Here is a 21,265-nt window from a genome sequence, read left to right as displayed (position 1 = left end):
GGTGGGGCGGCAGGAAGGGTCAGGAGGAGCCGAGTTCCTCGTCCAGCAGGTCGAAGAGCTCGTCGTCCGTGGCGGTATCGAGGTCGCCGTCGTCGTCGGCCGTGTCGGGGGCCGTGCCGCCGGCTTCCTGCGCGTCCTTCCACTTCGCGAGGAGGGCCTGCAGGCGCATCGTGATCCGCGAAGCGGTGACGCTGTCCGCGTCGGACGCGCCCAAGGCCTGCTCGAGCCGGTCGAGTTCGCCGAGGACCGACGGTCCGTCGTCGTCGAGGGGCAGCGCGGAGCGCAGGTAGCCGCTCAGCGCTTCGGGGGTCGGGTAGTCGAAGATCAGCGTCGCGGGCAGCCTCAGCCCGGACGCGGCTCCGAGGCGGTTGCGCAGTTCCACGGCGGTCAGCGAGTCGAAGCCCAGTTCCTTGAAGGCACTGCCGGGTTCGATGGCGGCGGAGCCGCTGTGGCCGAGGACCTGGGCCACCTGGGTGCAGACCAGGTCGAGGAGGACCCGGTCCCGTTCGGCGGAGGGCAGTTGGGCGAGCCGCTGCGCGAGCGAGTCCGGGGTCTGCGCCGACGCGTCGCTCGCCCGGCGCCGCGCGGTGCCGCGGAGCAGGCCGCGCAGCAGCGGCGGTGTCCAGTCGCCGACGGCCCTGCGGAGTTCGGCCAAGTCGAGCCGGGCCGGTACCAGGAGGGACGCGGTCGCTTCCTCCCCGGCGGCACCGGGCAGGGCGGCGTCGAACAGCGCCAGGCCCTCCGCCGGGGAGAGCGGCAGCATGCCGCCCCGGCTCAGGCGCCGCCGCTCGGCCGCGTCGAGCGTCCCGGCCATGCCGGCCTCGTCGTCCCACAGGCCCCAGGCCAGCGAGACCGCCGTGAGTCCCTGCGCCCTGCGGTGCTGGGCGAGGGCGTCGAGGAAGGTGTTGCCTGCCGCGTAGTTGGCCTGTCCGGCGTTGCCGAGGACACCGGCGGCCGAGGAGAACAGGACGAACGCCGACAGGTCCAGGTCGCGGGTCAGATCGTGCAGGTGCCAGGCCGCGTCGACCTTGGGCCGCAGGACGCGCCGCAGCCGGTCCGGGGTCAGCGCCTCGACCGTTCCGTCGTCCAGGACACCGGCCGCGTGCACGACCGCGGTGAGCGGGTGCTCCTCGGGAATGCCCGCCAGTACGGTGGCGAGCGCGTCGCGGTCGGCCACGTCGCACGCCGCCCAGGTCACCTCCGTGCCGGATGCGCCCAGTTGCTCCGTGAGCTCCGCCGCGTTCTCCGCCCCGGCGCCGCGCCGGCTCACCAGCAGCAGGCGCCGCACCCCGTGGACGTCCACCAGGTGCTGGGCGAGGAGCCCGCCGAGGGTACCGCCGGCGCCCGTGACCAGGACGGTGCCGTCCGGGTCGAAGGGGGCGTCCGCGGACTGTGCGGGGGCGGGGACGGCGCGGGCGAGACGCGGGGTCCGTACGACGCCGTCCCGGACGGCGAGTTGCGTCTCGTCGGTGTCGAGCGCGGCGGTCAGCGCCCGAAGGGACGCGTCCTCGGAGTCGACGTCGACCAGCACGAACCGGCCCGGGTGCTCGGCCTGCGCGGAACGGACCAGGCCCCACACCGCGGCGTGCGCCAGGTCTTCGACGTCCTCGTCGGCGTCCACGGCGACGGCGCGCCGGGTGACAAGGGCCAGCCTCGACGCGGCGAACCGCGCGTCCGCCAGCCACGACCGGATCAGCTCCAGTGCGTCGGTGACGGCGCTGTGCGCGGCCGACGCGAGGCCGCCGGCGGTGGAGACGTCCGGTGCGAGGGCGACGAGGACGGTCTCCGGCGCGTCGTCGGCCCGGAGGGCACCGATCTCCCCGCCGAGCGACGCCAGGTCCGCGTGGACGCTGTGCGCGCCGAGGACGGCGCCCAACTTGAACGGGTCGCCGCCCAGCAGGGCCCAGCGGCCCGCGGCCTCCGGCTGCACGTCCTCGGGCAGCGGCAGCACCGGCCAGTCGACCTGGAACAGGCTGTCCCGGAAGGCCCCACCGGGCCCGCCGGCACCGCCGGTGATCCCGTCGACGTTCAGCGGACGCAGGACGAGGGAGGCGACGCTGAGCACCGGCTGCCCCGTCTCGTCCGCGATCCGCAGGGAGACGGCGTCCTGTCCGGCCGGTGCCATGCGCACCCGCAGCGCCGAGGCGCCCACGGCGTGCAGCCGCACCGAGTCCCACGCGAAGGGCAGGCGAGCGCCCGGCTCGGCGCCAGGGAAGAAGTCCCCGAGACCGGCCGCGTGCAGGGCCGAGTCCAACAGCGCCGGATGGAGCCCGAACCGCGCGCCCTCCGGCCTGTCCTCGTCGGCGAGGGCGACCTCGGCGCAGACCTCGCCGTCGCCGAGCCGCCAGGCGCGCCGCAGGTTGCGGAACGCCGGACCGTACTCGAGGCCCATCGCGTCGAAGGACGCGTACAGCTCGTCCACGTCGCAGGGCTCGGCCCCGGCGGGCGGCCACGCGGCCGCTTCCTCCGCCGTGGGCGTCCCCTCGGTCGCCACGGCCAGGAAACCGCCGGCGTGCCGGGTCCACGGCTCGTCCGCCGGGGACTCCTCGGGCCGCGAGTACACGTGGAAGGCGCGACGCCCCGCCGCCTCGGGCTCCGCGACGGTGAGCCGGAGCTGCACGCCGCCCGACTCGGGCAGCACCAGCGGCGCTTCCAGCGTCAGGTCCTCCAGCAGGTCGCAGCCCGCGTGGTCCCCGACGCGCACGGCCAGTTCGACGAGCGCGGCGCCGGGCAGCAGCGCGGTGCCCGCGACCCGGTGGTCGGCCAGCCAGGGATGGGTGCGCAGGGAGATCCGGCCCGTGAAGAGGAACCCGTCGGAGTCGGGCAGCTCCACCGCCGCGCCGAGCAGCGGGTGATCCGCGCTGCCGAGGCCCGCGGACGTCACGTCGCCGCTCAGGGCGTGCGCGGGAGCCTCCAGCCAGTAGCGCTGCCGCTGGAAGGCGTAGGTGGGCAGGTCGACGCGCCGGGCACCGGTGCCCGCGAAGTACGCCTGCCAGTCGGCCGCGATGCCCCGGGCGTGGGCGAGGGCGAGTGCGGTGGTGACGGTCTCGGCCTCGGGGCGCGAGGAGCGCAACACCGGGGTGAAGGCCGCGCCTTCGGCGGTCAGGCAGTCCTGGGCCATGGCGGAGAGCACGCCGTCGGGGCCGAGTTCGAGGTAGGTGGTGACGCCCGCGTTCTCCAGGGCCCGGATGCCGTCGAGGAAGCGGATGGCCTCGCGGACGTGGCGGACCCAGAAGTCGGGCGAGGCCATCTCGTCGCTGACGAGGGCGCCGCTGAGGTTGGAGACGACGGGGATGCGCGGGGCGGCGTAGGTCAGGCCCTCGGCGACCTCGCGGAAGGCGTCGAGCATGCCGTCCATGTGCGGGGAGTGGAAGGCGTGACTGACCGTCAGCCGCTTCGACCTGCGGTCCGGGAACAGCTCCACGACGGCCGTGGCCGTGTCCTCGTCACCCGCGATGACCACGGCCTGGGGGCCGTTGACGGCGGCGATGCTCACGCGGTCGTCCAACACCGGCAGGACCTCGTCCTCGGCCGCCTCCAGCGCGATCATCACACCGCCGGAAGGCAGCGCCTGCATCAGCCGTCCGCGCGCCTCCACCAGCGTGCAGGCGTCCTCCAGGGACAGCACCCCGGCGACATGCGCGGCGGCGATCTCACCGATGGAGTGGCCGGAGAGGAAGTCCGGCTTCACGCCCCAGCTCTCCAACAGCCGGAACAGCGCCACTTCCACCGCGAACAGTGCCGGCTGCGTGGAGGCGGTCTCGTTCAGCAGCTCGGCGTCGTCGCCGAACAGCACATCCTTCAGCGGCGCGTCGAGGTGCGAGCAGACCGCGTCCAGGGCGTCCGCGAACACGGGATAGGTGGCGTACAGCTCGCGGCCCATGCCGAGGCGCTGGCTGCCCTGGCCGGTGAAGAGGAAGGCCACCTTGCCCGCCGCCGCCGTGCCCTGTGTCACTGCCGCGCTCGCCTCGTCGGCTGCCAGCGCTTCGAGCGCGGCGAGGAATCCCTCGCGGTCCTCGGCGACGACCACTGCGCGGCGGTCCAGCGCGGTACGGGTCGTGGTCAGGGACCAGCCGATGTCGGCCGGGGTCACGTCCGCGTTGTCGAGGGCGAACGCCCGCAGCCGTGCGGCCTGTTCGCGGAGGGCCTCGACGGACTTCCCGGACAGGGTCCAGGGAAGCGGGCCGGTCGGCCGCTCCGGTTCTTGCGGCTGTACGGGCGTGGGTTCGGGGGCCTGCTCGATGATGGCGTGCGCGTTGGTGCCGCTGAAGCCGAACGAGGACACCGCGGCGCGGCGCGGACGGCCGGTCTCCGGCCAGTCCCGCTGCTCGGCGAGCAACGAGACCGCACCCTCCGACCAGTCGACGTGCGGGCTGGGCTCGTCGACGTGCAGCGTCCGCGGCAGCACACCGTGCCGCATCGCCATGACCATCTTGATGATGCCCGCGACACCCGCGGCAGCCTGCGTGTGACCCATGTTCGACTTGATCGAGCCCAGCCACAGCGGCTGCTCGTCACCGTGTTCCTGGCCATAGGTCGCCAGCAGCGCCTGCGCCTCGATCGGATCACCCAGCGTCGTGCCCGTGCCGTGCGCCTCCACCGCGTCGATCTCGGCCCCGGTCAAGCGGGCATTGGCCAGCGCCTGCCGGATCACCCGCTGCTGCGACGGACCGTTCGGCGCCGTCAGACCATTGCTCGCACCGTCCTGGTTCACCGCCGAACCCCGCACGACCGCCAGCACCGGGTGACCCTTGGCACGCGCGTCCGACAGCCGCTCCACGACCATCACACCCGCACCCTCGGCCCAGCCCGTGCCGTCGGCATCCGCCGAGAACGCCTTGCACCGACCGTCGGACGCCAGACCCCGCTGACGGCTGAACTCCACAAACGCCGCCGGCGTCGCCATCACCGTCACACCACCGGCCAGCGCCAGATCACACTCACCACTCCGCAGCGCCTGCACCGCCAGATGGAGTGCCACCAAGGACGAGGAGCACGCGGTGTCCACCGTCACCGCCGGGCCCTCAAGACCGAAGGCGTACGACAACCGACCCGAGATGACACTGGCCGCATTGCCGGTACCGACGAACCCTTCGACGCCCTCGGGGAGCACCGACAGGCGGGACGCGTAGTCGTGGTACATCACACCCGCGAAGACACCCGTACGGCTGCCGCGCATCGTCGTCGGATCGATGCCGGCCCGCTCGAACGCCTCCCACGACGTCTCCAGCAGCAGACGCTGCTGCGGATCCATCGCCACCGCCTCGCGCGGCGAGATCCCGAAGAAGGCCGGGTCGAAATGACCCGCATCCCGGACGAAGCCACCCTCGCGAGCGTAACTCGTCCCCTGCTGGTCGGGATCGGCGTCGAACAACGCCTCCACATCCCAGCCACGATCATCAGGGAACCCGGAAATCGCATCCCGGCCCTCAAGAACGAGCCGCCACAGATCCTCCGGGCTCTCCACCCCACCCGGATAACGGCAGCCCAGACCCACGATCGCGATCGGCTCGTCGTCACGCAGGGCGACGGGCACGGCTGCCGTCACCACGGCTTCCGTACCCACCAGTTCGCCCCGCACGTACTCCGCGAGAAGCACGGAGGTCGGGTAGTCGAAGACCAGGGTGGCCGGCAAGCGCTGTCCGATGGCCGCGGCAAGCCGGTTGCGCAGCTCGACGGCGGTCAGCGAGTCGAAGCCCAGCTCACGGAACGACCGATCCGGCTCCACCCCCTCCGGACCCGTATGTCCCAGCACCGCCGCGACCTCGGAGCGCACCAGCTCCAGGACATGAGCTTCCTGCTCGGCCACGGACAGTCCGGCCAGGCGCTCGGCCACAGAGCCGGTGCCGGCCTTCGCGGCACGGCGGGCCGGGACGCGGACCAGTCCGCTCAGCAGCGGCGGCAGCATCCCGCCGCCTACGGCCTGGGAGCGCAGGGCCGCCAGGTCGAGCTTCAGCGGTACGAGCACGGCCGTCGGAGAGGCGGCAGCGGTGTCGAAGAGGGCGAGGCCCTCCTGCTCGGTGAGGGCGTTCACGGCACCGCGTCCGGAACGCGACAGCTCGCCAGCCATGCCGCCGTCCCACAGGCCCCACGCCAGCGACGTGGCAGCAAGGCCCTGCGACCTGCGGTGCGCGGCCAGCGCGTCCAGGAAGGAGTTGGCCGCAGCGTAGTTCGCCTGACCCGCGTTGCCGAACACACCGGCGGCGGAGGAGAACAGCACGAACGCCGACAGATCCATGCTCCGCGTGAGCTCGTGGAGATTCCACGCCGCGTCCACCTTCGGACGCAGGACCCTCGACAGACGGTCCTGGTCCAAGGACGCGATGACGCCATCGTCCAGGACACCGGCGGTGTGCACCACCGCCACCAGCGGACGCTCCACCGGAATCGCATCCAGCACCCCCGCCAGCGCATCGCGGTCGGCGACATCGCACGCCGCCCACGCCACCGACGCACCCAGCCCCGCCAGCTCAACGGTCAACTCAGAAGCACCCGGAGCGTCCCCACCCCGCCGACTCACCAGCAGTAGATCCCGAACCCCGAACGCGGACACCAGATGACGCGCAAACAAACCGCCCAGCTCACCACTGGCACCCGTCACCAACACCGTGCCGTCCAGCACCAACGGCCCGGCGTCCGGGTCCACCACCGCACGGACCAGACGCGGCACCAGGAACGTCCCCGCCCTGACCGCGACCTCCGGCTCGCCCGAGCCCAACGCCGCGGTGACGGTGTCGGCTTCGATCTCGCCGTCGAGGTCGATCAGGCCGAACCGGCCCGGGTTCTCCGACTGAGCGGAGCGGATCAGGCCCCACACCGGGGCGTGCACCAGATCCGCGACCTCGTCGCCCGGCACAGCGGCCACCGCACCCCGCGTGAGGAACACCAGACGCGAATCGGCGAACCGCTCTTCATCAAGCCACTCCTGCACCAGACCCAGCGCACGACCGGACTCCGCGTGCACCGCACTCGGAAGGTCGTCGGAAGCGTCCCCGTCGAGCGGCACCACCACGGTCTCCGGCACGGCCGGGCCGTCGCCCGCGAGGGCGGCGAGTCCCGCGCTTCCCAGCCACAGCACCGTCGGCTGCCGGGTGTCCGACGCGAGAGGCAGCGCCGTCCAGTCGACCTCGAACAGTGAATCCCCTCGGGGGTCCTGCGCTGCGTCGATCTGGTCGGGCGAGACCGCGCGCAGTGCCAGCGACTCGACCGACACCACCGGGGCACCCGTCGGGTCCGCCAGCTCCAGCGACACCGCACCGTCCCCGGCCGACGCCACCCGCACCCGAACCGACGACGCGCCGGCCGCGTGCAACCGCACACCACTCCAAGCGAACGGCAACCGCGCACCCTCATCCGAGCCCGCGAGTACCCCACCCAGGGCCAGGCTGTGCAGCACCGCATCCAGCAACGCCGGATGCACACCGAACGTGTCCGCGTCCCGTTGCGCCTCCTCCGGTACGGCCACCTCGGCGAACAGCTCGTCGCCGCGCCGCCACGCCGCACGCAGGCCCCGGAACTGCGGCCCATACACAAGGCCCGCCGCATCCAATGCCTCGTACGCCGCGTCGACCTCCACGGCGTTCACGCCGGCCGGAGGCCACACAGACATGTCGGCCGAGCCCGGCCGGACGTCGTCCGTGAGCACACCCACGGCGTGGCGGACCCACGGCACGTCCGCGTCATCCGGACGCGAGTACACCGCAACCGGACGACCGCCCGAGCCGTCGGCCTCCCCGACCACCACCTGCACCTGAACCGCACCGGACTCCGGCAGGACCAAAGGCGCCGCAAGCGTCAACTCCGCCAGACCCGGACACCCCACACGCTCACCCGCATGCAGAGCCAGCTCCACAAACGCCGTCCCCGGCAACAACACCGACCCGAACACCACGTGATCGGCCAGCCACGCATGCGAACGCAACGACAACCGACCCGTGAACACCAAGCCGTCGACGTCCGCGAGCGCGAGAGTCGCACCCAGCATGGGGTGGTCCGTCGCGCCGAGGCCCGCGGACGTCACGTCCCCGGTCACGGCGTGCTCGGGCGCCTCCAGCCAGTACCGCTGCCGCTGGAAGGCGTAGGTGGGCAGGTCGACAGGCTCAGCGCCCATCCGTGCGAAGTACGCCTGCCAGTCGACCGCGATGCCCCGGTTGTGGGCCTGGGCGAGCGCGTTGGTGACGGTCTCGGCCTCGGGGCGCGCGGAGCGCAGGACGGGCACGAAGGCCGTGCCTTCCCCGGTCACGCACTCCTGCGCCATCGCCGACAGCACACCGTCGGGGCCGAGTTCGACGTACGTGGAGACGCCTGCGGCCTCCAGAGCACGGACTCCGTCCAGGAAACGCACGGCATCGCGGACATGCCGCACCCAGAAGTCCGCCGACGCCATCTCATCCGTGACCACGGCACCGGTCAGGTTCGACACGACCGGGATACGCGGAGCCTCGAACGACAGCCCCTCGACCGCCTCGCGGAAGGCGTCGAGCATGCCGTCCATGTGCGGCGAGTGGAACGCATGGCTGACCGTCAGACGCTTGGACTTCCGGTCCGGGAACACCTCCACGATCGCGACCGCGGCATCCTCGTCGCCCGCGATCACCACTGCCTGCGGGCCGTTGACGGCCGCGATGCTCACGCGGTCGGTCAACAGCGGCAGGACCTCGTCCTCCGACGCCTGCAGCGCGATCATCACACCGCCCGTGGGCAGCGCCTGCATCAAACGGCCCCGAGCCTCGACCAGCGTGCACGCGTCCTCCAGCGACAGCACCCCGGCAACGTGGGCCGCGGCGATCTCGCCCACGGAGTGACCGGACAGGAAGTCCGGCTTCACACCCCAGGACTCCAGCAGCCGGAACAGCGCCACCTCGACCGCGAACAACGCCGGCTGAGCGAACTCCGTACGGTCCAATGCCTCGGCGTCGTCCCCGAACAGCACATCCAGACCCAGCCGCTCACGCACCGCGTCCAACGCCCGCGCGAACACCGGATAGGTCGAGTACAACTCCCGGCCCATGCCCAGCCGCTGGCTGCCCTGACCGGTGAAGAGGAAGGCCAGCTTTCCGGTATTCACGGTGTCCCGCGTGGCCGACGGCGTCGAACCACCGGCCTGCAGTGCGGCAAGGCCGCGCAGCAGCTCATCCCGGTCCGAGGCCACGACCGCCGCGCGGTGCTCGAAGGCGGCGCGCTGGGTGGCCAGGGAGAGGGCGACGGCGGCACTGACATCGTCGGCGTCCTCGATGTGGGACCGGAGGCGGGCCGCCTGGTCGCGCAGCGCTTCCGGGGTCTTCGCCGACAGCACATACGGCAGGACTTCCGCCGGGGCCTGCTCCCGTGCTTCAACCGGTGCGGGTTCGGGGGCCTGCTCAATGATGGCGTGCGCGTTGGTGCCGCTGAAGCCGAACGAGGACACCGCAGCGCGGCGCGGGCGGCCGGTCTGCGGCCAGTCCCTCTGCTCGGCGAGCAACGAGACCGCGCCCTCCGACCAGTCGACGTGCGGGCTGGGCTCGTCGACGTGCAGCGTCCGCGGCAGCACACCATGCCGCATCGCCATGACCATCTTGATGATGCCCGCAACACCTGCCGCGGCCTGCGTGTGCCCCATGTTCGACTTGATCGAGCCCAGCCACAGCGGCTGCTCGTCACCGTGCTCCTGGCCGTACGTCGCCAGCAGCGCCTGCGCCTCGATCGGGTCGCCCAGCGTCGTGCCCGTGCCGTGCGCCTCGACCGCGTCGATCTCGGCCGCGGTCAGCCCGGCATTGGCCAGGGCCTGCCGGATCACCCGCTGCTGCGACGGACCGTTCGGCGCCGTCAGACCATTGCTCGCACCGTCCTGGTTCACCGCCGAACCGCGCACGACCGCCAGCACCGGATGGCCCTTGGCACGAGCGTCCGACAGCCGCTCCACGACCATCACACCCGCACCCTCGGCCCAGCCCGTGCCGTCGGCATCCGCCGAGAACGCCTTGCACCGGCCGTCGGACGCAAGACCCCGCTGACGGCTGAACTCGACAAACGCCGCCGGCGTCGCCATCACCGTCACACCACCGGCCAACGCCATGTCGCACTCACCACTGCGCAGCGCCTGCACCGCCAGGTGCAGGGCGACGAGCGAGGACGAGCAGGCCGTGTCGACGGTGACGGCCGGACCTTCGAGGCCGAACGCATAGGACAGGCGGCCCGAGATGACACTCGCCGCGTTGCCCGTGCCGAGGAAGCCCTCGACGCCCTCGGGCAGCACCGACAGGCGGGACGCGTAGTCGTGGTACATCACACCCGCGAAGACACCCGTCCGGCTGCCACGCATCGTCGTCGGATCGATGCCGGCCCGCTCGAACGCCTCCCACGACGTCTCCAGCAGCAGACGCTGCTGCGGATCCATCGCCACCGCCTCGCGCGGCGAGATCCCGAAGAAGGCCGGGTCGAAGTGACCCGCATCCCGGACGAAGCCACCCTCCCGCGCGTAACTCGTCCCCTGCTGATCGGGATCGGCGTCGAACAACGCCTCCACATCCCAGCCACGATCCTCAGGGAACCCGGAAATCGCATCCCGGCCCTCAAGAACCAGCCGCCACAGATCCTCCGGGCTCTCCACCCCACCCGGATAACGGCAGCCCAGGCCCACGATCGCGATCGGCTCGTCATCGCGGACCGGGACGGCGACCGGCGCCACCACTGCCGGGGCAGCTCCGACGAGCTCACCCCGCAAGTGCTCGGCCAGGACCACGGAGGTCGGGTAGTCGAAGACGAGGGTGGCCGGCAGGCGCAGCCCGATCGCCGCCCCGAGCCGGTTGCGCAGCTCGACGGCGGTCAGCGAGTCGAAGCCCAGCTCACGGAACGACCGATCCGGCTCCACACCCTCCGGACCCGCGTAGCCGAGCACCGCCGCGACCTGGGTGCGGACGAGCTCCAGGACGTGAGCCTTCTGCTCGGCCACGGACAGTCCGGCCAGGCGTTCCGCCTCCGGCCCCGCGCCGACGGCCTTTGCGGCGCGACGGGTCGGGACGCGGACCAGGCCGCTCAGCAGCGGCGGCAGCATCCCGCCGGTCGCCTGCGTACGCAGCGCGCCCAGGTCCAGCTTCACCGGCACGAACTCCGCGTCCCGCGAAGCGGCGGCCGCGTCGAACAGGGCCAGGCCCTCTTCCTCCGACAGGGCGTACACGGCACCGCGTCCAGAACGCGACACCTCACCGGCCATGCCTCCGTCCCACAGACCCCACGCCAGCGATGTCGCGGCCAGGCCCTGCGCCCTGCGGTGAACAGCCAGAGCGTCCAGGAAAGAATTGGCCGCAGCGTAGTTCGCCTGACCCGCGTTGCCGAACACACCGGCAGCGGAAGAGAACAGCACGAACGCCGACAGATCCATGCCCCGCGTCAGCTCATGCAGGTTCCACGCCGCATCCACCTTCGGACGCAGCACCGCCGACAAACGCTCCGCCGTCAGCGACCCGACCACACCGTCATCCAGCACACCCGCGGTATGCACCACCGCCGACAGCGGCCGCTCCGCCAGCACCCCGGCCAGCGCATCCCGGTCGGCGACATCGCACGCCGCCCACGCCACCGACGCACCCAGACCCGCCAGCTCAGCGGTCAACTCAGCCGCACCCGGAGCGTCCTCACCCCGCCGGCTCACCAGCAGCAGATCCCGCACCCCGTACTCGGACACCAGATGACGCGCGAACAAACCGCCCAGCTCACCACTGGCACCCGTCACCAACACCGTGCCGTCCAGCACCAGCGGCCCGGCCTCCGGCTCCACCACCGCACGCACCAGACGCGGTACCCGCACCGCGCCTTCGCGGGCGAGCATCTCCGACTCCCCCGCGGCCAGGGCGGCAGTAACTGCCATCACGGGCGGGGCAGTCGGGTCGTCGACGTCGACCAAGGCGAACCGGCCGGGGTGCTCGGTCGCGGCGGAACGGACCAGGCCCCAGACCGCCGCACCGACAAGGTCGTCGGCCACCATCGCACCCTGGGTGACGAACACGAGGCGGGAGTCGGCGAAGCGGTCCTCCTCCAGCCAGGCCTGAACAAGGGCAAGCGCCCTGGCGGCCGCGGCGTGCACCGCTGCCCGCACTTCGCCCTCGGCTTCTCCGAGGGTGACGAACACCAGGTCCGGCACGGCGTCGGACGCATCGGCCAGGGCAGCGAGGTCGGTGTGGATCGGGCCGTCCAGACCCGGTATCCCGCCGCCCACGGCCGCCCAACTGGCCGTCACCGACGGCGAGGTCCGCTCCCGCTCGGCCGGACGTCCGGTCCATTCGATCCGGTAGAGAGAGTTCTGGTGGTTGTCGTGCGCGGCGTCGATCTGGTCGGGCGAGACCGCGCGCAGCGCGAGCGACTCGACCGACACCACCGGGGCACCCGTCGGGTCCGCCAGCTCCAGCGACACCGCACCGTCCCCGGCCGACGCCACCCGCACCCGAACCGACGACGCGCCGGCCGCGTGCAACCGCACACCACTCCACGCGAACGGCAACCGCGCGCCCTCATCCGAGCCCGCGAGAACACCGTCCAGAGCCAGACTGTGCAACACCGCGTCCAGCAACGCCGGATGCACACCGAATCCCTCGGCGTCACCGTCCAACTCGGCAGGGAGCGACACCTCGGCGAACAGTTCGCCGTCACGCCGCCACGCCGCGCCGAGCCCCTGGAACAGGGGGCCGTACGTGAGACCGGCGGCGTCCAGCACCTCGTACGCGCGCGCCGCGCTCACGGCGGTGGCTCCGGCGGGCGGCCACGGGGACAGGTCGCTCGCCTCGGCCTGCACGCTGTCCGTCAGCAGGCCCACCGCATGGCGAACCCAGGCCTCGTCGTCACCGTCCGGACGCGAGTACACCGCAACGGCACGACCGCCCGAGCCGTCGGCCTCCCCGACCACCACCTGCACCTGAACCGCACCGGACTCCGGCAGGACCAAAGGCGCCGCAAGCGTCAACTCCGCCAGACCCGGACACCCCACACGCTCACCCGCATGCAGAGCCAGCTCCACAAACGCCGTCCCCGGCAACAACACCGACCCGAACACCACGTGATCGGCCAGCCACGCATGCGAACGCAACGACAACCGGCCCGTGAACACCAGGCCGTCGACATCGGCCAGGGTGACGGACGCGCCCAGCAGCGGGTGCCCAGCGGCGGCAAGGCCGAGCCCTGCGGCGTCACCGGCAAGCGGGTGGGCGGCGTCGGGCCAGTAGCGGGCGCGCTGGAAGGCGTAGGTGGGCAGGTCCACCCGCTGCGCACCGGTGCCGGCGAAAAGCGCCTCCCAGTCCACGGCCCCACCACGAACGTGCAGGTGGGCCAGGGCGGTGAGAACAGTTTCGGCCTCCGGACGACCACCGCGCAGCACCGGGGCGAAGCCCGCTCCGTCCTCGGTCACGCACTCCTGGGCCATGGTCGACAGCACACCGTCGGGGCCGAGTTCGAGGTACGTGGTGACGCCCGCGGCCTCCAGAGCGCGCACGCCGTCGAGGAAGCGGACAGCCTCACGGACGTGCCGCACCCAGAAGTCCGCCGACGCCATCTCATCCGTGACGACGGCGCCCGTCAGGTTCGACACGACCGGGATACGCGGAGCCTCGAACGACAGCCCCGACACGACCTCGCGGAACGCGTCGAGCATCCCGTCCATGTGCGGCGAGTGGAACGCATGACTGACCGTCAGGCGCTTCGACTTCCGGTCCCCGAGGGAATCCACGATCGCGACCGCGGCATCCTCGTCACCCGCGATCACCACCGACGAAGGCCCGTTGACCGCGGCGATGCTCACGCGCTCGTTCAGCAGCGGCAGGACCTCGTCCTCCGACGCTTGCAGCGCGATCATCACACCGCCCGTGGGCAGCGCCTGCATCAAACGGCCCCGAGCCTCGACCAGAGCACACGCGTCGTCCAGCGACAGCACCCCGGCGACATGCGCGGCAGCGATCTCACCCACCGAATGCCCGGACACGAAGTCCGGCTTCACGCCCCAGGACTCCAACAGCCGGAACAGCGCGACCTCCACCGCGAACAACGCAGGCTGCGCGAACTCCGTACGGTCCAACGCCTGAGCGTCATCTCCGAACAGCACATCCAGACCAAGCCGCTCACGCACCGCGTCCAACGCCCGCGCGAACACCGGATAGGCCGCGTACAACTCACGCCCCATCCCCAGCCGCTGACTCCCCTGCCCCGTGAACAGGAACGCCGTGCGACCGCCCTTGCTGACCGTGCCGGCCGTGAGCCCAGGGGCGGGGTGCCCGTCGGCAAGGCCGTCGAGCGCGGCGGCGAGCGACGCGTCGTCCGAAGCGACGACGACGGCGCGGTGGTCGAAGGCGGCCCGACCGGTGGCCAGGGAGTACGCGAGGTCGCGCAGGGACGTGCCCGGGTGGGCGGCCAGGTGTGCGCGCAGGGCGCGGGCCTGGGCGGAGAGGGCGTCGACGCTGCGGCCGGCGAGCCGCACGGGCACGGGGCCCGGCCGGTCGGAAGCCTCAGGCACAGCAGCGGCAGGGGCCTGCTCGATGATCGTGTGGGCGTTGGTGCCGCTGATGCCGAACGACGACACGCCGGCCCGGCGCGGACGGCCCGTCTCGGGCCAGGCGACGGCCTCGGTGAGCAGCGAGACCGCGCCCGCCGACCAGTCCACGTGTGCCGAGGGCTCGTCGGCGTGAAGCGTCCTGGGGAGCACGCCGTGCCGCATCGCCATGACCATCTTGATGATGCCCGCGACGCCGGCAGCGGCCTGCGTGTGGCCGAAGTTGGACTTGATCGAACCGAGCCACAGCGGCTGTTCGCCGCCGCGCTCCTGGCCGTACGTCGCCAGGAGCGCCTGCGCCTCGATGGGGTCGCCCAGCGTGGTGCCGGTGCCGTGCGCCTCCACGGCGTCCACGTCCGCCGCGGTCAGTCCGCCACTTGCCAGGGCGGCGCGGATGACGCGCTGCTGGGACGGGCCGTTGGGGGCGGTCATGCCGTTGCTGGCGCCGTCCTGGTTGACCGCCGAACCCCGGACCACGGCCAGCACCGGGTGGCCCTTGGCGCGCGCGTCCGACAGCCGCTCCACCAGCAGCATGCCGGCGCCCTCGGCCCAGCCGGTGCCGTCGGCGTCGGCGGAGAAGGCGCGGCAGCGGCCGTCGGCGGACAGGCCGCGCTGACGGCTGAAGCCGACGAAGGTGCCGGGGGTGGCCATGACGGTGACGCCGCCGGCCAGCGCCATGTCGCACTCACCGTTGCGCAGCCCCTGCACCGCCAAGTGCAGGGCGACCAGGGACGAGGAGCACGCCGTGTCGATGGTGACGGCGGGTCCTTCGAGGCCGAAGGTGTACGAGACGCGGCCCGAGGCGATGCTGCCGGTGCTGCCCGAGCCGAGGGAGCCGTCGGCGCCGTCGGTGCTGCGTTCGAGGAGCGTGGCGTAGTCGTGGTACATCACGCCCGCGAAGACACCGGTCCGGCTGCCGCGCATCGTCGCCGGGTCGATGCCGGCCCGCTCGAACGCCTCCCAGGTGGTCTCCAGCAGGAGCCGCTGCTGCGGGTCGGTGCCGACGGCGTCGCGCGGGCTGATGCCGAAGAAGGTGGGGTCGAACGCGGCGGCGTCGTGGAGGAAGCCGCCGTGCCGGGTGTACGAGGTGCCGGGGTGGTCCGGGTCCGGGTCGTACAGGGCGTCGAGGTCCCAGCCGCGGTCCTCGGGGAAGCCGGAGACGGCGTCCTCGCCGTTCTCCAGCAGGCGCCACAGCTGTTCGGGGGTGGTGACGCCGCCGGGGAAGCGGCAGCTCATCGCGACGATGGCGATCGGGTCGTCCGCGAGGGCGCCGTCGGTGACGGCCGCGTGGGCGAGGGCCGAGCGTGTGGCGGTGTCCGTCCCGGCCAACTCGACGAGCAGGTGCCGGGCGAGGGTGAGGGAGGTGGGGTAGTCGAAGATCAGGGTGGCGGGCAGGCGCCGGCCGACCGAGGCGCCGAGCCGGTTGCGCAGTTCGACGGCGGTGAGGGAGTCGAAGCCCAGCTCGCTGAAGGCGTGTTCGGGCTCGATGGCGTCCGGGGAGCCGTGGCCGAGGACGTCCGCCACGTGGCCGCGGACGAGGTCGAGGAGCAGCCGTTCCCGCTCGGCCGGGTCGAGTGCGAGGAGTCGCTGCTCCAGGGCGGAGCCGGCGGTGGCACGGTCTCCGGTGTTCGTCACGACGCGCCTGCCGGGGCCGCGGACGAGGCCGCGCAGCAGGGGTGCGACGTCGGTGCCGCGCGCGCCGTGGGGCAGGGTCAGCCGCATGGGCACGAGCAGAGCGCGGGGGGATCCGCCGCCATCGCTTACCCCGGCACCGAGGGCGTCGGCGAGGTCGAGGAGCGCGAGCCCTTCGTCGGCCGTGAGGCCCTGTACGCCGCCGCGCTTCATGCGGTCCAGGTCGGCCTGGTCGAGCCGGCCCGCCATGCCGTCGGTGTCCTCCCACAGGCCCCAGGCGAGTGAGGTGGCGGGCAGGCCGTGGGCGCGGCGGTGCTGGGCGAGGGCGTCCAGGAAGGCGTTGGCGGCGGCGTAGTTGCCCTGGCCGGGCGCGCCGAAGACGCCGGCGGCCGACGAGAAGAGGACGAAGGCGGCGAGGTCGAGGTCGCGGGTGAACTCGTGCAGGTTGAGGGCGGCGTCGGCCTTGGGGCGCAGGACGGCGGAGAGCCGCTCCGGCGTGAGGGAGTCGATGATGCCGTCGTCCAGGACTCCGGCCGTGTGGACGACGGCGGTCAGCGGACGCTCCGCGGGCACGGCCGCCAGCACCTCCGCCAGCGCGTCACGGTCGGCGGCGTCGCACGCGGCCCACGCCACCGAGGCACCCAACGTGCCCAGCTCAGCGCTCAGTTCGGCGGCACCGGGCGCGTCGGCGCCGCGCCGGCTGAGCAGCAGCAGGTGCCGTACGCCGCGCTCCGCCACCAGGTGACGGGCCACCAGCCCGCCCAGGGTGCCGGTCGCTCCGGTGACCAGCACCGTCCCCTCGGCGTCGAACGCGGGAGCCGAGTCCTCGGCGGGCACGACGACCCGGCTGAGGCGGGCGGCGTGCACGATGCCGTCGCGCAGGGCGAGTTGGGGTTCACCGGTGGCGAGTGCGGCGGGCAGGGCCGCCAGCGAGGCGTCGGTGCCGTCGGTGTCGACCAGCACGAAGCGCCCGGGGTTCTCGGACTGCGCGGAGCGCACCAGACCCCAGACGGCGGCGTGCACCGGGTCGGGGACGCGGTCGTCGTCGCGGGCGGCGAGGGCGCCTTCGGTGAGCAGGACGAGCCGCGTGTCGGCGAAGCGGTCCTCCGCCGGCCAGGAGTGCAGCAGGGCGAGCGCGCGGTGCGCGGCCTCGTGGACGGCCTCGGCGGTGAGCGCGGCCGGGGCGGCGTACGGGACCAGGACGGTGCCGGGTACGGGGGCGCCCGCGTCGCAGGCCTCGATCAGCGCGGCCGTGGAGGCGTGCCGGGTGCCGGGCAGGCCCGGGAGGTCGCCGGAGGCCGGGCCGGTGAGCACGGCCCAGTCCTCGGCCGTCGTCGCGGGGGTGTCGAGGGGCGTCCAGTCCACGGCGAACAGGGCGTCGCGGTGGCCGCCGTGCCCGGTGCCGAGCTGTCCGGCGGAGACCGGGCGGAGGGTGAGCGAGGCGACGTCGGCGACCGGCCGGCCGTCCTCGTCGGCGAGTGCCAGGGAGACCGCTTCCGTACCGGCCGCCGTCAGCCGTACGCGCAGCGCGGAGGCGCCCACCGCGTGCAGGGCGACGCCGTTCCAGGAGAAGGGCAGCCGGCCGCGGCCGGTGTCCTCGACGAGTCCGGCGAGGCCGATGGTGTGCAGGGCGGCGTCGAGCAGGGCGGGGTGCAGGCCGAAGCGGGCGGCGTCCGTGCGCTGCTCGTCGGCGAGGGCGACCTCGGCGTACGTCGTCCCGTCGGTGTCGCGCCAGGCGGCGCGTACGCCCTGGAAGGCGGGTCCGTATTCCAGGCCCGCTTCGGCGAGTCCGGCGTACAGGTCGGTGACGGGCACGGCGGTGGCGCCGGCCGGCGGCCACACCTCGGGGGCGAAGCCGGGGGCGGGGGCGCCGGTGGTGAGGACGCCGTCGGCGTTCAGCGTCCACGGTGCGTCGTTCGCGGCGTCCTGCGGGGTGTCCCCGGCCGGTTCGGGCCGGGAGTGCACGCCGAGGGTGCGGCGGCCCGTGGCGTCGGGTGCTCCGACCCACACCTGGACCTGGACGGCGCCGTCGTGCGGCAGCACCAGCGGCGCGTGCAGGGTGAGTTCTTCCAACAGGTCGCAGCCCACCTGGTCGCCGGCGCGGATCGCGAGTTCCACGAAGGCGGTGCCGGGCAGCAGGACGGTGCCGTGGACGGTGTGGTCGGCCAGCCACGGGTGGGTGCCCAGGGAGAGGCGGCCGGTGCAGAGGAAGCCGTCGAGGCCGGCGAGCGCGACGGCGGCGCCGAGCAGCGGGTGGTCGGCGGCGCCGAGTCCGGCGGCCGAGACGTCCCCGGCGGGGCGGCCGGCGTCGAGCCAGTACGCCTCGCGCTGGAAGGCGTAGGTGGGCAGGTCGACGCGCCGGGCGCCGCTGCCCGCGTAGTAGGCGTCCCAGGCGACAGGCACGCCGCGGACGTGGAGCCGGGCGAGGGCGGCCGTGGCGGTCTCCGTCTCGGGCCGGCCGGCGCGGAGCAGGGGGACGAACGCGGCCGTCTCGCCGACCGGGCCGTCCTGGGCCATGGCGGACAGCACCGCGTCGGGGCCGAGTTCCACGAAGTGGGTGACGTTGCGCCCGGCGAGGGTGCGGACGCCGTCGAGGAAGCGGACGGGCTCGCGGACGTGCCGCACCCAGAAGTCCGCCGAGGCCATCTCGTCGGTGACCACGGCACCGGTCAGGTTCGAGACCACCGGGATACGCGGAGCCTCGAACGACAACCCGGACACAACCGCGCGGAACGCGTCCAGCATCCCGTCCATGTGCGGCGAGTGGAACGCGTGGCTGACCGTCAGGCGCTTGGACTTGCGGCCCACGAACCAGGCGGCGATCTCCAGTGCCGCGTCCTCGTCACCGGCGATGACGACCGACTGGGGGCCGTTGACGGCGGCGATGCTCACCCGGTCGGTGAGCATCGGCAGGACCTCGTCCTCCGACGCCTGCACCGCGATCATCACGCCACCGCCCGGCAGCGCCTGCATCAACCGCCCACGCGCCTCGACCAGCGCGCACGCGTCCTCCAGCGACAGCACCCCCGCCACATGCGCGGCAGCGATCTCACCCACCGAATGCCCCGACACGAAGTCCGGCTTCACACCCCACGACTCCAGCAGCCGGAACAGCGCCGTCTCGACGGCGAACAGCGCCGGCTGCGCGTGCTCGGTACGGTCCAGCGCCTCGGCGTCATCGCCGAACAGCACGTCCCGCAGCGGTGTGCCGAGGTGCGAGCAGACCTCGTCCAGGGCCCGCGCGAAGACCGGATACGTCCGGTACAACTCCCGCCCCATGCCGAGGCGCTGGCTGCCCTGCCCCGTGAACAGGAACGCCGTCTTGCCCGCGACCGGGCGGCCGCGCGTGACGCCCGGCACGGTCGCGGTCTCCTCGTCGGCCCCGGCGTCCGCGAGGGACGCCAGTGCGTCGCGGAGCCCGGCCGGGTCTCCCGCGGTGAGGACGGCGCGGTGCTCGAAGTCGGAGCGTCCGGTGGCGAGGGAGCAGGCGATGTCCTGCGCCCCGAGATGGGGGTGGGCGGTCAGGTGGTCGCGCAGTCCGGCCGCCTGGGCGCGCAGGGCCGCGGGCGTCCGGCCGGAGAGGTTCCACAGCGGCGGCACGGGCACCGGTGCCGCGTCGGTCTCCGGGACCTCGGCGGCGTCGGCTTCGGGGGCCTGCTCGATGATGGTGTGGGCGTTGGTGCCGCTGATGCCGAACGAGGAGACGCCGGCCCGGCGCGGGTGTCCGGTCTCGGGCCACGCGACGGACTCGGTGAGCAGCGAGACCGCGCCCTCGGTCCAGTCGACGTTGGGCGTCGGCGCGTCGACGTGGAGGGTCTTCGGCACGACGCCGTGCCGCATCGCCATGACCATCTTGATGATGCCCGCGACACCGGCGGCGGCCTGCGTGTGACCGAGGTTGGACTTCACCGAGCCGAGCAGCAGGGGCTGTTCGGGCGTGTGCTCCTGACCGTAGGTGGCGAGCAGGGCCTGCGCCTCGATGGGGTCGCCGAGGGTGGTGCCGGTGCCGTGCGCCTCGACGACGTCGATCTGTCCGGCGGACAGGCGGGCGCCGGCGAGGGCGGCGCGGATGACGCGCTGCTGGGAGGGGCCGTTGGGCGCGGTCAGGCCGCTGCTGGCGCCGTCCTGGTTGACCGCGGAGCCGCGCACGACGGCCAGCACGGGGTGGCCGTTGCGCTGGGCGTCCGACAGCCGCTCCAGCAGGAGCATGCCGGCGCCCTCGCCCCAGCCGGTGCCGTCGGCGGCGGCCGCGAAAGACTTGCAGCGGCCGTCGCCGGCCAGTCCGCGCTGGCGGCTGAACTCGGTGAAGGTGCCGGGCGTCGACATCACCGTGACGCCGCCCGCCAGCGCCAGTGTGCACTCGCCGCCGCGCAGCGCCTGGGCCGCGAGGTGGAGGGCGACCAGCGAGGAGGAGCACGCGGTGTCGACGGTGACGGCCGGGCCCTCCAGGCCGAGGGTGTAGGCGACGCGGCCGGAGGCGATGCTGCCGGAGCTGCCGTTGCCGAGGAAGCCCTCGATCTCCTCGGGAACGCTGAACAACCGGGCGGCGTAGTCGTGGTACATGAGTCCGGCGAAGACGCCGGTGCGGCTGCCGCGCAGTGCGGCGGGGTCGATCCCGGCCCGTTCGAGGGCCTCCCACGAGATCTCCAGCAGCAGCCGCTGCTGCGGGTCCATGGCCAGCGCCTCGCGCGGCGAGATGCCGAAGAAGCCGGGGTCGAAGTCGGCGGCGTCATGGAGGAAGCCGCCGACCTTCTCGTAGACGTCGATCCCGCTGTCGGGGTCGGGGTCGAAGAGGACGTCGGTGCCCCAGCCGCGGTCGGTGGGGTACGGGGAGACCGCGTCGCCGCCGTGGGCGACGAGCTCCCACAGCTGCTCGGGGGTGGCGACACCGCCGGGGTAGCGGCAGCTCATCGCGACGATGGCGATGGGCTCCTGGTCCTTCTCCTCCATCTCGCGCAGCCGCCGCCGCGCCTCGCGGAGGTCGGTGGTCGCCCGCTTGAGGTAATCGAGGTACTTCTCCTCGTTCACCATTTACGCCATCCCCGGGATCGAAGTCGGAAGGCTCGCGCGGAGCCGGTGGATCGGAGGCCGCGGGCCGGGCCGGGTCGTGTCGGGGAACCGGCC

Annotated in this window: 1 protein-coding gene; it reads right to left on the bottom strand. The window is 73.1% G+C overall.

Annotated elements, in window-relative coordinates:
* Positions 1–19: 19 nt before the first annotated feature.
* Positions 20–21,172, bottom strand: coding sequence for an SDR family NAD(P)-dependent oxidoreductase (locus ABZ883_RS22790; protein ID WP_360908794.1), 21,153 nt, complete (start codon positions 21,170–21,172; stop codon positions 20–22).
* Positions 21,173–21,265 lie beyond the last annotated feature (93 nt).

The sequence above is a fragment of the Streptomyces sp. NPDC046977 genome, from assembly GCF_040644455.1.
In the GTDB taxonomy this organism is placed as follows: Bacteria; Actinomycetota; Actinomycetes; order Streptomycetales; family Streptomycetaceae; genus Actinacidiphila.
Note: the sequence above shows the minus strand (reverse complement) of the source record. Positions and strands in the feature narration are given on the sequence as shown.

Coding starts and splice junctions, on each gene's coding strand:
- ABZ883_RS22790 (WP_360908794.1), bottom strand. CDS start 21,172: ATGGTGAACGAGGAGAAGTACCTCGATTACCTCAAGCGGGCGACCACC.